The organism is Paenibacillus sp. FSL R5-0473 (assembly GCF_038004565.1).
GTDB lineage: Bacteria > Bacillota > Bacilli > Paenibacillales > Paenibacillaceae > Paenibacillus > Paenibacillus amylolyticus.
In genome coordinates this window covers 3,704,484-3,718,337 of sequence record NZ_JBBORL010000001.1, presented here as the reverse complement: position 1 = coordinate 3,718,337, position 13,854 = coordinate 3,704,484, and the positions used below count along the sequence as shown (strand labels likewise).

Sequence of the window (13,854 nt, the reverse complement as noted above, 5' to 3'; positions counted from 1 at the left end):
GGATTACTATTGTTGTAGGAGGAGAAGGAATGAACAAACCTATAGATGTTATGGAACGAATAGAAAATCCGTCAACACAAGCGGTGGAAAACTTCAATCAACACCCTGGTTTCCGCCGTATGTTTGCCCCAGACCAATTAACAATAGGGCTGTTTTTACCATTTAAATTCTATAAAGGACACATGGATGTTCTAAAAGGTCAAGCTGACCTCGTGGAAAGCATTGATCAACGCAATTTTGCAGCCGTATGGGTGCGAGATGTCCCTTTATTTGATCCCGGCTTTGGAGATGCTGGACAAGTATTTGACCCATTTGTCTATCTAGCCTATCTTGCTGCAAGAACCAAAAACGTCTCCCTAGTAACAGGAAGCGCGATCTTCACGCTTCGCCATCCGATTGATTTAGCCAAGGCAGCTGCATCCATTGATGTACTCTCGGGCGGACGACTTGTGTTAGGGATTGCTTCTGGCGACCGACCTGCTGAGTTTCCGGCATATGGGATAGATGGGGAGCATCGTGATGTGCGATTCCGGGAGACGGTGGAGTTTTTCCGTGAGCTTATACAGGATAGAACTGGCGCAATTCAATCTTCTCTTGGTCAATTGAAAGGGCTTGAATTACTCCCGAAACCAGCAGCTGGTGGTATTCCGCTCGTTGTGACAGGCTCAAGCAGGCAGTCTTTAGATTGGATTGCGAAGAACAGTGACGGCTGGCTTACGTATCCCGAAGCAACGGCAAACGAATCCGGTCCTCAGATGCTTGGCCATAAGATTAGTGCCTGGCGTGAAAAAATACCTAATGGCATGTTCAAGCCGCATATGACCAACGAATGGATTGATCTTGTGGAAGATGTCAATTATCCGCGAACACCGCTTCGTGGCGGATACATATTACGTACAGGTCGGGCAGGTTTGATTCAGCTTTTGGAGGAATGGCGAGCGGTGGGAGTTAATCATGCTGCACTAGGCATTCATTTTTCGAGTCGGCCTCCTGCTGAGGTGATTCAGGAGTTGGCAGAGGAAGTATTGCCGCTCTTTCCTACGAATGTGGGTCCGAAGCCGTTGTTTACAGGGTGGTAGAGCATAAAATTATTGCCTGATGACACAAGTGGCTTTTCTCCGCATTTCTGTTAACGATCAGAAGAGTATCGATCCGCTGACAGCGATAAGGTCAGCGGTTCGATCCCCTAGGTACCATAACGAAAAAGACGTCATTACGAAATATATTATGGCGTTTTTTTCGTTATGGATTGTTCAGGTAGCGAATGCGTAGCTTAGTCCGCGTGCGTGTATGAAGCTGTAAATCGACTCGATACAGCAGATCAGGAATGATGCCAAAGGTATGACACAGTCTTCGTGTAAGCGTTTTAATTTAATATAGACAAGGGATGTCGACGGTGATAATATTGTTTCTATAAGAAACTATATTGTTCTTATCAAATATAATTATAAGGACTTCATTCTTAAGTATACGAATAACGCCCTGTGCTAAAGAATTTTAATTGTTTGGTGCTTGAGCGTAACGAGAGGGATGGGAAATATTATGAGTACAATTGAAACAACAATCGAATCTTTTGACGGTACTCGCCTATATTCTAGTAAAAATTTAGTTAGTGATGCGAAGGCAGCTGTAGTTATTGTTCACGGACTAGCTGAGCATGCAGGGCGCTACGATTATTTGACAGAGAAGCTGAATCAGCGCGGGTTTAGCGTGTATCGCTTCGACCATCGTGGTCATGCCAGATCCGAGGGACAGCGTACGTTCTATAAAGAGTTTGATCATCTTATTGAAGATGTTCATGTCATTGTCGAGGCGGCATTGCAAGAGAGCGGTGATCTTCCGCTGTTTGTCATCGGACATAGTATGGGCGGTTTTGCAACCTCGTCCTTTGGAACGAAATATCCAGGCAAGGTCAAAGGCATCGTACTATCCGGAGCGCTCACTCGTTACAATACAAAAGTTGCCGGAGAACTGCCGATGGAACTTCCTACAGGCACGTATTTCCCGAATGAGCTGGGCAGCGGCGTATGTAGTGATCCCGCAGTTGTATCCGCTTACGCTAATGACCCACTGGTTGAAAAACAGATCTCTGTAGATCTATTTAATAGTCTGGGAAATGGCATAACATGGCTGAAGGAGAACCCCAAGCAGTTTACAGATCCCGTACTTGTTCTGCATGGAGCAAATGATGGACTGGTCAGCGAAAAGGATTCCCGTGACTTTTACGGCGATATCGCTTCAACGGATAAAACACTCAAAATTTATGCTCATCTGATGCATGAGATATTTAATGAACCGACTCGTGATGACGTTATTGAAGAAGCGATTACATGGATTGAAAAACGGATCTGATTTCAGTAGAGTAAGAGAGAGAATCTGAATATGAAAGGGATTACGCATGAAATTAGATTGGATGGGTGACCATCGGGAACTGATTGAGAAAATTATCAAATACGGTAATGCGTACTCGAACACCTATAAGCTGCAGCGAAGTTATGGTACAGACATGATGTTCTCGGCTTCACAGATTCAGACGCTGGAATACATCCTGGAAGCCGAGGACAAGGAAGAGAAGATGTCGGAGATGGCCGCACGCCTGGGCGTAAGCCGCAGTACATTTTCCAAGAACGTGAAGAATCTGACGGAAAAAGGGCTGCTCGAAAAATTTCATTTAAGCGGCAACCGCAAAGACATATACGTCAAACCTTCGACGAAAGGTCGCGAGGTATATGCGAAGTACACTGAATTTGTAAGGGAGCTTTGCTTTGATGAGATTTTCAAGTATGCAGATCAGATTTCAGAGGCGGATAAGCAGAACTTTATTCGCATCATGGATTTGTTTGCTGACGTGCTCGTCTGGTATGGTGAAAAAGAACAGGAAGCGCGCAAGTTAATCAGAATTGATTCCTCTGAAACATGAACCTTGAAATTAAGGGCAACAGCCCATTCCCTCCGCGAATGTCCGTCATACAGTATAAAGTGCTTGATGCAGCAGAGGCTGTAGGACAATTATTCAGCAGGGAGTGGGACGTGTGAAATCATCAACAAAGCTTACCGGACGGGTTATTTATAAAGGAGATCCGGGATATGAAGCGGCGCGCAAGAACTGGGACCCGCATACGGACAAATTTCCCAAAGTGTTTGTATTTGCCCAACGGACGAAGGATGTATCCAATGCTATCCGATGGGCTCGTGAAAACAATGTACCGATCAGGCCGCGGAGCGGCAGACATGCGCTTGAAGTGAATCTTTCACAGGTGAATGGCGGTATCGTGATTGATGTGAGTGATCTGAATTCCATCAAGCTTGATAAAAAAAATGGAACGGTTGTTGTTGGAACAGGAAACCGAGTGGGAAGAATTGCAAATACCCTTGCCAAGCAAGGTTTCATAGCTCCTTTTGGTGACAGCCCTACTGTAGGGATCGGTGGAATTACGTTAGGTGGGGGAATTGGGCCTCTCCAGCGTACCATCGGTCTTATCAGTGATAACCTGCTTGAGGTGGAGATGGTGGACGCCAAAGGAAAAGTGATTCGGGCCAATAAAAATCGTAATTCAGATCTCTTTTGGGCCTCGCGGGGAGGGGGCGGTGGTAACTTCGGAGTATACACCCGCTACAAATTCAAAGTGCGCCGTGCTCCAGCGAAAGCAACTGTATTTAAGATTACCTGGCCATGGGCTCAATTCGAAAAGGTGCTCAAAGTATGGCAGAGGTGGGCTCCCTCTGTGGATACAAGATTGGGTAGCGAATTATCCATCGGACCGAAAAAGGGTGGCAATGTTGTCATGGAGGGGCTGTTCCTAGGGTCAAAAACAGAGGCTCTCCGTCTATTGCAGCCGATTACGAGTGTTGGCACACCGACAAGTTCCATTGTTCGTTTGTTACCTTACACGGAAGTTGTGAAGTTCTTATTACAACCTGATCCGACCGAGACTCAACGGTATAGCAACCAGTTCTCGTCCGGTTTTGGACGAAAACCATTCCCCGATAAAGCCATTAAATCGATGCGAACATTTTTGGAGAACCTGGAAGAGGGACCAGGCGGATTCTATTTCCTCAACTGGGGCGGAGCAGTAAGTCGCAAATCACCTAGATCAACCGCCTTCTTCTGGCGTAAAGAGAAGTTCTATGTGGAATGGACCAGTACGTGGCTCAAACCATCCCATGCCGCCAAAAATATCGCACTCGCTCGTAATACTCGCAAGAAATTGCAACCATACATTGTGGGTTCCTATATCAACGTTCCAGACCAAGGGATCAAGAATTCCGGTCCAGTGTACTATGGAGCCAACTATGCCAGACTGCGGAGAGTCAAAGCCAAGTATGACCCGAAAAATGTGTTTAACAATCCGCAAAGTATTACTCCTGCTCGGATAGTGTAGTCCATGTTCAATTGTTCAATACCTCTTCAATGAGTGAAGAAAACACGCCTTAATTGGCGTGTTTTTTGTTGAAGTGAACTTATTTTCAAAAGGAAACTAAAAAGCCGCCCTCGGTCATATGACCAAGAGCGGCTTCTTCACATGTTAAATACGCACGGCAGTTAAAGCGCTATTAAGCTTTAACTTGTTCTCCAGCAAATACTTCAACGTTCATTGGAGCGGCCATGAATGCTGCTGCTTGTTGAACAAAAGCTTGGAAATGCGCGCTTGTGTTGTGGGAAGCTGTAGCAGCTTCATCTTTCCACAGCTCGATCATCGTGTATTGTTGTTCGCGTTCTGTGCTTTTTGCCAAATCGTAGCTGATGTTACCTTCTTCTTGACGTGTTGCAGCCATCAGTTCTTTCGCAGATGCGAGGAATGCTTGCTCTTGGTCCGGTTTAATTTGCAGATGAGCGTGAATGATAATCATAATGTATAACCTCCATATTGTGTTTGTTTGGAATGTGTTAAGAATGGGGAAACCGTCCCTGATATTATGCCCAAGTTGTGATTGTTTCTACAGGCAGGCGGTAGGATGGGTGACCTTCTTTGGCCGATTTACCGATCGAGATCAACATAACCGCTTGATAACGCTCTTTGTCCATGCCAAATGCTTCTGCGATTTGGTCTTTTTCGTAACCACCGATTGGGTTAGTATCATAACCGTGAGCACGTGCTACAAGCATTAATTGCATGGAAGCAAGTCCAGCGTCGATCATATTAACTTCGCGAATAGCGGAAGCAGGCATATTTTCATAATAAGGCAATACTTTTGATAGTTGCATATCTTTAACTTCTTGTGGCATATAACCGAGTTCTACAGCTTTACCAAAAATTTCTTCCATATGTTCCGCGTTTTTCATGTCAATGAATACCCCAATGACTGCGGAGGAAGTCAACACTTGATTTTGATTAAATCTCGCAAGTGGAGCAAGCTTTTCTTTACCTTCAGTTGTATCTACAACCAGAAAACGCCAAGGCTGCAAATTGATCGAAGATGGTGCACGGGAAGCTTCTGACAGAATTTCAGTCATTTCTTCACGGCTAATTTTCACTTCAGGATCGTAAAGTTTAACAGAACGACGACCGTAGGTGATTTCGTTAAAATCATTGGTTTTTTGGAATTTGCTTTGAATTGTACTCATGCATGGATCTCTCCTCTATATATGGGTTTAGAAATTGTTCTGCATACGTTCCAGGAAATCGGCGAGTGATTGAACTTCGTCTTCACTGAAATCCTGTAAAATCTGGTTGATAAAATTGGTCTTCTCAGCTTTGTAGCCTTCAATCTGCTTCCGACCGTGGTCCGTCAAACGAACAAAAGTGACCCGATTATCATCGGGATTCTTACGTCTTGTAACCATCAGGTCCGCCTCAAGTTGCTTCAAGTGGCGTGTAATCGCAGCACTATCAATGTTAATGATTTTCTGCAACATGGATTGGTTAATCTCATCGACCTGATCCAGCTCATGCAGAATTTCAAAGCGAGAGGAACTGATACCTGTACAGCGTTCGAACTTGGGACTGAGTTTGTTACCCAACACGTTCAACAGATTGATGATTTGTTCTTCTTTGGAAACAATACGTGTCATGACTAGACCTCCCGGGTGAATCTGAATCATGAACAACGGCGTATGTTAACCAATGATTAATGTTGCAGTATACAATGCCATTGCCTAATGATTATTTGGATGCTCTCGAATCATTGATGTATCAATATTTGATGCGTCAATCATTGATGGCTCAATTAATATATCATGCCTTTTATGATTTTGCAACAGGTTAGAAAATGTTGCTGATTCTAGCGTTATTATCCCGCTACGTATACATTGCAGTCCATATATGTTGTCCAAATGGGTAAGTTAATATTGATTGTGCATGTTATTGAGAATTGTTATCAATTGATTTATAATGAAATGAAATATACATACTGAGCGAAAATTACAGGCTCTTCATAAAGAGTAGCAAGAAGGTATGTCGATGTAATATGGCGGGAGGGAAAGTACAGCGGATATGAATTTGAATGATCACATCAGGTTGTGGAATCATGCTTTTGTCAAAATACTGGATGTACGCCAAAACGCTTTGCATCCTGGGGAGAAGTTGAAGAATTATCAACTACCAGCAAGTACCTATCTATATATCACCGACGGAAGTGCACGGATACGAATGGATCAACACAGATACATTGTTGAGGGATTCCACATCATTCATGGAGGCAAGCAGGCGTATTTAAACATGGAGACGGATTCGGGCGTGGCGTATTATATGATTTTGTACAAAGCCATCCTGGCCTTGCCCTGTGGGATGGAAATTCAGTATCTGATGGACCATGAACGTCCGTTTCAGGACCAATATGCACTTGTACCAACCCGTCCGCTACACATGTATCAGTGTATGGAGGAATTGAAACAGGAGTGGGAGCAGTCTACTAAGCTTGCAAAGTTACATGCCAAAACCTTATTTCATCAATGGGTATATCTTTTATTGACAGACTTACACGAACAATCCATTCAGCCACATAAACCGGATACGGTCACACAGGCTATTGAATATATGAAAGCTCATCTCCATGAGCCCATAGCTCTTGACGTAATGGCAGAAGCAATGGAATGCAGTGTGGGGCACTTGTCGAGGCTGTTCAAACAAAAGTTAAACATCAGTCCCATCCAGTATCTTGGACAGATTCGAATGGAGAGGGCCGCACATCTTCTGGTGCATACCAGTGCAACGCTGCAACAGATTGCAGAACAGATCGGCTATCCGGATGCACATTCACTGAGCCGCAGCTTCAAAAAAATAAAAGGGCTTTCTCCAATTCGCTACAAAAAAGGAGTAAGTCAACGGTTAAACAAGTCGAAACACCCATTGGTATTGAACAACAAGCAAGATTTGCCCAGTGTAATGCAAGAAAATGCCCTTCATTCGTTACATTCCCATCTATATAATGATATTGATTATCAATATCAAAAGAGTGTTGGAGGGGAATTAATAATGCAAGGAAAATTCAAAATGACAGCACTAAGCATGATGTTGTGTCTCACGCTATTGCTCACGGCCTGTTCCAGTCCAGCGCCGTCTGCAAGTGGTACGCAAACAGAGACCAATGCGACTACTACACAATCGGGTAACCAGGCAACGGAGGCAGGGAAATCGACTGCACAGCCGGAGACGCGGACCGTCTCTACAATGAGGGGAGATGTGGTAATCCCGGCCAATCCGCAGCGTGTTGCTTCAGATCAATATATGGGGTACCTGCTGAAACTGGGCATTGTACCGGTTGGTGTAAGAACATTTATGCTGAACGAAGGATGGATTGAAAAGTCTGGCATTGCTGCTGATGTTATAGCGGGTATTGAGGATTTGGGAGGAGAGTTCCCAATGAATCTGGAGAAGTTAGTGTCACTTGAGCCGGATCTCATCATCGGTTCCATTGATAAAAATATTGAGGATTACGAAAAAATTGCAACGACCGTCTTTTTACCTTATTGGGAAGGCGATAAAACTTCTGGCCCACTGGAAAAGCTGCGCCGGATTGCTGGTGTTTTTGGAAAAGAGAAGGAAGCAGAGCAATGGATCACGACATATGAAGAGAATATCGAAGAGACTAAGAAGCAGATTGATGGTGTAATTAAAGAAGGCGAGACTGTATCCATCATACAAATAGGGTACAAAGCGTTGTATGTACTTGGTGCAGAAGGCGGGAACTATGGTAGTTCCACGATCTATGAGATGCTGAAACTGCCTCCAACTCAGCAAGCACTCGAAATGAAGGATGGATTCGAGACGATCTCCCTTGAAGTACTGCCTGAGTATATGGGAGATCATATCTTCTTATATGGTTCGGGTAGTGAGGACGCCAAAGAGATCCTGAACAGCGAGGTTTGGAAACGTCTGCCTGCTGTGCAGAAAGGACAAGTCTACACCTATGGTTCCTTGGATGGTACAGAGGATGAGTTCGTCATGGAAGATCCCTATTCACTGGAGTTGCAGTTGAATAGTATAAAGAATTTACTATTGGGAGCTGAAAAATAGAGTGTAATCAGTTCACATAGAATCGGATCAGAACAGGGAGGGGACGTGAGCATGGAGGAAAATGATTGGATCAAACAACTGGAGCAACTACATTTCTCTGCTGTCCACGTCTGCCATTACTCTAGCAATCCGGGGGCTGTTCAGCGTCGGATCTGGAAAAGGTTCGCCATTTGCAGGGTCATCGCGGGCAAGGGATCTTTGTCTATGGATAACATTGTACATACGGTATCTCAAGACGAGTGGTTTTTGTTGACGCCAGGAATGCATGTGGAGTTTCAGACGGATATGGAAGCACCTGTCCGATATCAGATCATTTTATTTTCCTGTGTTACACTTACCCGGCGTAAGAATGCTTGGCATACCGAGGCATTTGATCTCCCTGTGACGGGCAAGCTTAATGTTCCTTCCAATACACGTGATATTCAGGAGATGATGGATACCCTGGTGAGTGGAAAACACTCGTTTACGAGTCTGGAAAAGACGCGCAGGAAACATCTTTTGCATCAGTTGTTGATTCAGTTAATGATGCACGTGAATGAAGCAACTCCCCCTGTAGCGGGGATGGATTTGGCACTTGATTATATGACGCATCAGTATATGGAAGATATTCGAATTGATCAGATGGCCCGCATGGCAGGGCTTAGTGTGAATCATTTTATAAGAACATTCAAACGACAATTAAATATGACCCCGATTGAATATATACTGAAACTACGTATGGCAAAGGCCAAGCAGCTGTTATTTTCTTCAGATAAAATCAAGGAAATTGCGGAGCAAGTGGGTTATAAGGACGAGCACTATTTCAGCAGAGTTTTCAAGAAAAACGAAGGAATCGCCCCAACGTTGTATATGAAAAATAAAGTGAATCGCATTGCCACCTTATATTACGGGTTGGACGATTATGTGATAACGCTCGGTTTGAGGCCAGTATCCGCTTTATCCTATGGTCAGAGGGTTGCTCGACATGTTGCCATACCTGCGCTTCAAGCACACAGTCATCAGGGACTTATTCTGGATAGCTTCAATCAGAACTATGATGATTTGAGGCGAGTCCAACCGGACCTGATCATTACAAGTGATCGTTTGGAGCCAAATGACTCCCTGAATCGTATCGCGCCTACCACCATGCTAGAGTACACCAACCATTTTGGGGAGAGGCTTCTGTATATGGCGGACATTATGGGCCGCACCGAACAGGCTGTACAGTGGATAGAACAACATGCTGAACTGAGCCGGGTTCTTCGAGGACGCATTCAATCGAGGTGGGGGAAACAGAGTGTCATGTTCATCCGGGTGACTTCCCATTTCTACCGAATGTATGGATTGAACAACCAGACAGGGGCGCTATTGTATGATGATCTGGGATTTTATTTGCCTCGTGATTTTCCTGAACAACAGTGGGCTGTAGAGAGCAAAGTTTGCGATTTGCAGTTATACGACGCGGATCATGTGTTTGTAATGGTCGACCCGACAGAAGAGGCACGTGCTCAACTGGGGCAATTGCAGCAATCCAGTGCATGGTTGGCATTAAAGGCTGTTCAAGAAGGCCATGTATATAATGCAGGAGATATTTTCTTCAAAACGCTGGGTCCCACCGGACGAATGTGGGCCATGCGATATGTGGCAGAGCAACTTGGGGTTACCTTACGGTGATATTGTGCAAGAGAAGAGAGTGGAATAATCCATGGTAAGCCTGTATGCTTTTCCCTACTATAGTGATAATGATTATTATTATTAAATAGTAGAGGGGATTTACTACAAATGGTAAGACAGAGAGCAACAACGATGATACTGTTGGCCCTGCTTGTGCTCGTTCTGACGGCATGTAGCAAGGCATCAGAAGTAACAGAAGCAACGCCTCCGCAACAGGATACACCTGTGGAAGAGAGTGGTACGCAAACGATTGAGCATCTTAAAGGAACAACGGTTGTACCGCAAAAAATAGAGCGTATGGTGGTATTATCTGCTGCTTACATCGATCACATGTTGACGATTGGTGAGAAACCAGCAGGCGTTAATGTAGAAGTTCGTTACGGAGGAGATTATTTGCCTTACTTTGCAGATCAGCTTGCCGGCATTCCAACGGTAGGGTCTGCAGACAGTCCTAACCTGGAGGCTATCCTTCAGATTGATCCGGATGTCATCGTTATTGAGAGTCGAACTGCGGAGAGTACGTATGATCAGTTGGAGAAAATCGCTCCGACGATTGTACTTGGTACTGAATGGCTGGATTTTGTTGATGATACAACATATTGGACACAGGATCTGTTGACCATTGCCGGGATGTACAACAAAGTGGATCTGGCAAAAGAAAAGATAGCCGAGGTAGAGCAGCAGGCGAAGCAATTAAAAGCGAAGATCGAACAACTGGATCAAAAAAAGTTGGCTTATCTGCGTGTAAGAGAGAAGACCTTACAAATTTACGCGGCAAAAGGACATCCAACCAACACACTTTTGTATCATGATCTTGGATTTGTGCCAACGACTGTGACACCTGCCGAACAACGTGAGGATTTGTCCATGGAGAAAATTGCAGATGTGGATGCTGATTTCGTAGTTCTGGAGATTGACCCGAATGCCGATGAGTATGTAAACAACATCAACGCAAGCTCACTCTGGAAGGGAGTACCGGCTGTTGGTGCAGATCAGGTCTATACGACAGATTCGTTCTGGTTGTTTAAGGGCTGGGGAGCAATTGGGCGAAGCGAGATTATCAACGAAGTTGAAGAGATGATTCAATAGATGAGACATTATCCAATACATGATTATTCAGAGATGTCGGAAGTGTTACAGCAATTTTTTGTGACGACGATCCAAGTGGACTGCGATGATTCCAAGTATCCTTTCCGTGTGAAGGATCTGCTGAATGAAGAGAAACGAAACTTGATATTGCGTGAACAGGCTATGCAGCAAGGGCTTCAATTGGGCGGAAGAGGAAGTGCGGCCGTCGGTACACTTTTTGCCAAACGTTACTCCGTATTCGTGATGTCCGTAATTTCAGCATTCAGTCTATACGATACTATACTTAGCGTTGCAGACGATGATGTGCGGTTTGAATTGAATGGTGCAGGTGGCATGCGATATGAGACTCTGCTGGAGAGAACCTCTCTGGAGGGTGAAGATCCTGTTCAGCGCAGGTCAGAGAGTGGCTTGCTCAAGAAAAGAGTGCTGCTACATCTGGAACCTGTCCTGCGAGCGGTAGCCGTCGCTACAAGAGCGAGCGATAAGGTCATGTGGTCTCTGGTTGCCCATAATGTGCAACAATTGTATGCACGTATGATCAATGATCAGAGCATTTGGAAGACAGATGAACGGCTTGCAAAGATTCAAGAAGATCAAAGCCTCTGGCTGGATCGGCAAAACGATAATGCATGTACATTTGCCAATGAGCTGCAGTGCTTCGAACATTCCGGGTGGCAGGGACCGCCGTTCCTGCTACGCCGATATTGTTGTTTGGCTTATCTGGTTGGAGACGGAAGTCATACACATGGGTATTGTGACAGTTGTCCGAAGCTGGATTCGGAATCCCGATTGCGTAAACTTCTTCAGCAGTGAACAGACACTCTTGTACCGCATGGTACGAATCTGTTTCAGACAAACCATGTTCTCTTTGGTTTCCAGTGGATAGAATCTATGATCGACAAGTTACACAACCTGCAGCGGCTTGAGCCAGCGTCTGCGGGTTTGTTGGCTTTGTACAAGGTCACGATACCTTTGCATCGAGGGATAGTATTCGTTATACTTCAAGCTATTGATCAATTAATCACTAACTATTGGAGGGCGGATTATCATGGCAAAGGATGCAGCAGCGTCGGTTAACCGGCGAAATGATATTATCTCCGCAGCAATTGACGTCTTCGCGGAAATTGGCTATTATCGTGCGACCACAGCCCAGGTGGCTGAACGGGCACAGATCTCACAGCCGTATATATTTCGTTTTTTCAAAACAAAAGAAGCTTTATTATTAACTGCAATTGAGGTCTCATGGACACGGGTGATTGATTCGTTTCGAATTGTGGTGGAGATGGCGACACCAGATCAGTTAGAGAATGATCTCATTGAAGCCTATGATAAGATTCTGGAATCGCACAAGAGCGAGATCTTGCTTCAGATGCAGGCGCAAACGATACGGGAGGAAGTCATTCGTCAGGCTATGCAAAAAGGCATTAGTGATGTAAGGGCCATGGTACTGGAAGCTTTCACCGTTGCAGGAATTGCTGAACCGCTAAAAAGAACCATGATTTTTCTGGCAATTGGGATGTTGTGTAATGTATCTAATGCACTGGATATGCCAGAGTTGAAGGAACGATAGAGAGGGAGGTAAAGTCCCTTTTTATATTTTAGTTATTGATCAATCACTAAATGGATGAAAGAGGTCGATCTACGATGAAAAGAGCTATTGTGATTGGAGCCACAGGTGGAACAGGTGCAGCAATTACGGAGGAATTGATTAGACGAGGGATTTCAACGATCGCATTTGGGCGCTCCCGTCAAAAGTTGGAGCAACTTGCGGTAAAATTGGGATATCCGGATCACCTGCTAATTGCAGTTGGAGATGCATTTCGGTCGGAGGATATTATTGCTGCTTCCCAGGGTGCCGATGTCATATTTCATTGTGCGAATGTCCCTTATAACGAGATGGAGAGCAGGCTAATTCCGCTGGGCAAATCCGTGATGGCGGCGGCAGAACACTTGGGTCTGAACGTGGTTGTAATAGACGGAATCTACCCCTATGGCAGAAGACAAATGAACGAGGTAACGGAAGAACATCCGAAGCAGCCACATACCCGAAAAGGCAAGACACGACTTGCCTATGAACAGATGTTATTCAGCACAAGATGGAGCAGAGCTCAGGTGATGATTGTTCGCTTGCCGGACTATTATGGCCCAACGGCCAATCAGGCTTCCTATCTGGGTTCAACCCTTGAAGCGATAGCAAAAGGAAAGATGGCTTTTTTTATCGGGAATATGAACGTGCCGAGAGAGTATATTTATTTACCGGATGCTGCGGTCATGGTGGTGGAGCTGGCAAGCAGAGAGATGACGTATGGACAGAATTGGAACATTCCTGGATCGGGGATCATCTCGGGTCATGACATCGTGCGATTGGCACAGAAGGCTGCGGGAAGAAGCAAACCTGTGCTGGCGCTAGGAAAAGTAGGAATGTCGGTGATTGGACTAGGTGTACCCGTTATGAAAGAAATTGTAGAAATGTTATATCTGACTGAGGAACCGCTGATCCTGAGTAGACAGAAGTATGAGGAACGGATTGGCCCGGTTGTGGCAACATCTTTTGAGGAAGGAATTGCGTTGACGATTAAGGAGTTGCAGGGGGAGTAGAGGGGAATATATTTTTTAGAGAAAAGTAATTGATTGATCACTAACTGGGAAGCTTTTA

At 44.9% G+C, this 13,854-nt stretch carries 13 protein-coding genes; 10 read left to right on the top strand and 3 right to left on the bottom strand.

Going from position 1 to position 13,854, the window contains the following annotated elements; genetic code table 11:
• Nucleotides 1-29 precede the first annotated feature (29 nt).
• The 4 genes from MKY28_RS16165 to MKY28_RS16150 all read left to right on the top strand — a co-directional run bounded on the left by MKY28_RS16165 (nucleotide 30) and on the right by MKY28_RS16150 (nucleotide 4,382).
• On the top strand, nucleotides 30-1,079 hold the full coding sequence (locus tag MKY28_RS16165; protein WP_340936383.1) for an LLM class oxidoreductase: 1,050 nt from the start codon (nucleotides 30-32) through the stop codon (nucleotides 1,077-1,079).
• Between the two features lie 463 nt (nucleotides 1,080-1,542).
• Nucleotides 1,543-2,352 (top strand): alpha/beta hydrolase, encoded by an 810-nt coding sequence (locus MKY28_RS16160; protein ID WP_340936382.1) that lies wholly within the window; start codon nucleotides 1,543-1,545, stop codon nucleotides 2,350-2,352.
• Nucleotides 2,353-2,398: 46 nt separating this feature from the next.
• Complete coding sequence (locus tag MKY28_RS16155; protein WP_340032373.1) at nucleotides 2,399-2,920, top strand: MarR family winged helix-turn-helix transcriptional regulator; 522 nt, start codon at nucleotides 2,399-2,401, stop codon at nucleotides 2,918-2,920.
• 112 nt (nucleotides 2,921-3,032) lie between these two features.
• Nucleotides 3,033-4,382 (top strand): FAD-binding oxidoreductase, encoded by a 1,350-nt coding sequence (locus tag MKY28_RS16150; RefSeq protein ID WP_253507168.1) that lies wholly within the window; start codon nucleotides 3,033-3,035, stop codon nucleotides 4,380-4,382.
• Nucleotides 4,383-4,554: 172 nt separating this feature from the next.
• Here MKY28_RS16150 and MKY28_RS16145 read toward each other — a convergent pair whose 3' ends face one another.
• The 3 genes from MKY28_RS16145 to MKY28_RS16135 form a co-directional block, all read right to left on the bottom strand.
• Entirely contained in the window at nucleotides 4,555-4,851 is a 297-nt protein-coding gene (locus tag MKY28_RS16145) for a putative quinol monooxygenase (RefSeq protein ID WP_340936381.1), read from the bottom strand.
• Nucleotides 4,852-4,915: 64 nt separating this feature from the next.
• Nucleotides 4,916-5,566, bottom strand: coding sequence for a nitroreductase family protein (locus tag MKY28_RS16140; protein WP_036670026.1), 651 nt, complete (start codon nucleotides 5,564-5,566; stop codon nucleotides 4,916-4,918).
• 27 nt (nucleotides 5,567-5,593) lie between these two features.
• Nucleotides 5,594-6,013, bottom strand: coding sequence for a MarR family winged helix-turn-helix transcriptional regulator (locus MKY28_RS16135; protein WP_036609779.1), 420 nt, complete (start codon nucleotides 6,011-6,013; stop codon nucleotides 5,594-5,596).
• Nucleotides 6,014-6,434: 421 nt separating this feature from the next.
• Here MKY28_RS16135 and MKY28_RS16130 point away from each other — a divergent pair, with 421 nt between their 5' ends.
• The 6 genes from MKY28_RS16130 to MKY28_RS16105 all read left to right on the top strand — a co-directional run bounded on the left by MKY28_RS16130 (nucleotide 6,435) and on the right by MKY28_RS16105 (nucleotide 13,796).
• Nucleotides 6,435-8,456, top strand: coding sequence for an AraC family transcriptional regulator (locus MKY28_RS16130; protein WP_340936379.1), 2,022 nt, complete (start codon nucleotides 6,435-6,437; stop codon nucleotides 8,454-8,456).
• A 51-nt stretch (nucleotides 8,457-8,507) separates the two neighbouring features.
• On the top strand, nucleotides 8,508-10,109 hold the full coding sequence (locus MKY28_RS16125; RefSeq protein WP_340936378.1) for an AraC family transcriptional regulator: 1,602 nt from the start codon (nucleotides 8,508-8,510) through the stop codon (nucleotides 10,107-10,109).
• A 108-nt stretch (nucleotides 10,110-10,217) separates the two neighbouring features.
• Nucleotides 10,218-11,198 (top strand): ABC transporter substrate-binding protein, encoded by a 981-nt coding sequence (locus MKY28_RS16120; RefSeq protein WP_127544267.1) that lies wholly within the window; start codon nucleotides 10,218-10,220, stop codon nucleotides 11,196-11,198.
• Complete coding sequence (locus MKY28_RS16115; RefSeq protein WP_340936377.1) at nucleotides 11,199-12,011, top strand: hypothetical protein; 813 nt, start codon at nucleotides 11,199-11,201, stop codon at nucleotides 12,009-12,011.
• Nucleotides 12,012-12,246: 235 nt separating this feature from the next.
• Nucleotides 12,247-12,768 (top strand): TetR/AcrR family transcriptional regulator, encoded by a 522-nt coding sequence (locus MKY28_RS16110; RefSeq protein WP_253507187.1) that lies wholly within the window; start codon nucleotides 12,247-12,249, stop codon nucleotides 12,766-12,768.
• Between the two features lie 74 nt (nucleotides 12,769-12,842).
• Complete coding sequence (locus tag MKY28_RS16105) at nucleotides 12,843-13,796, top strand: NAD-dependent epimerase/dehydratase family protein (RefSeq protein ID WP_340936376.1); 954 nt, start codon at nucleotides 12,843-12,845, stop codon at nucleotides 13,794-13,796.
• Nucleotides 13,797-13,854: the final 58 nt, after the last annotated feature.

Excerpts from the sequence above, each read along its gene's own strand:
- MKY28_RS16125 (WP_340936378.1), top strand. The coding sequence starts at position 8,508 with ATGGAGGAAAATGATTGGATCAAACAACTGGAGCAACTACATTTCTCT.
- MKY28_RS16165 (WP_340936383.1), top strand. The coding sequence starts at position 30 with ATGAACAAACCTATAGATGTTATGGAACGAATAGAAAATCCGTCAACA.
- MKY28_RS16160 (WP_340936382.1), top strand. The coding sequence starts at position 1,543 with ATGAGTACAATTGAAACAACAATCGAATCTTTTGACGGTACTCGCCTA.
- MKY28_RS16120 (WP_127544267.1), top strand. The coding sequence starts at position 10,218 with ATGGTAAGACAGAGAGCAACAACGATGATACTGTTGGCCCTGCTTGTG.
- MKY28_RS16130 (WP_340936379.1), top strand. The coding sequence starts at position 6,435 with ATGAATTTGAATGATCACATCAGGTTGTGGAATCATGCTTTTGTCAAA.
- MKY28_RS16110 (WP_253507187.1), top strand. The coding sequence starts at position 12,247 with ATGGCAAAGGATGCAGCAGCGTCGGTTAACCGGCGAAATGATATTATC.
- MKY28_RS16115 (WP_340936377.1), top strand. The coding sequence starts at position 11,199 with ATGAGACATTATCCAATACATGATTATTCAGAGATGTCGGAAGTGTTA.
- MKY28_RS16155 (WP_340032373.1), top strand. The coding sequence starts at position 2,399 with ATGAAATTAGATTGGATGGGTGACCATCGGGAACTGATTGAGAAAATT.
- MKY28_RS16140 (WP_036670026.1), bottom strand. The coding sequence starts at position 5,566 with ATGAGTACAATTCAAAGCAAATTCCAAAAAACCAATGATTTTAACGAA.
- MKY28_RS16105 (WP_340936376.1), top strand. The coding sequence starts at position 12,843 with ATGAAAAGAGCTATTGTGATTGGAGCCACAGGTGGAACAGGTGCAGCA.
- MKY28_RS16135 (WP_036609779.1), bottom strand. The coding sequence starts at position 6,013 with ATGACACGTATTGTTTCCAAAGAAGAACAAATCATCAATCTGTTGAAC.
- MKY28_RS16145 (WP_340936381.1), bottom strand. The coding sequence starts at position 4,851 with ATGATTATCATTCACGCTCATCTGCAAATTAAACCGGACCAAGAGCAA.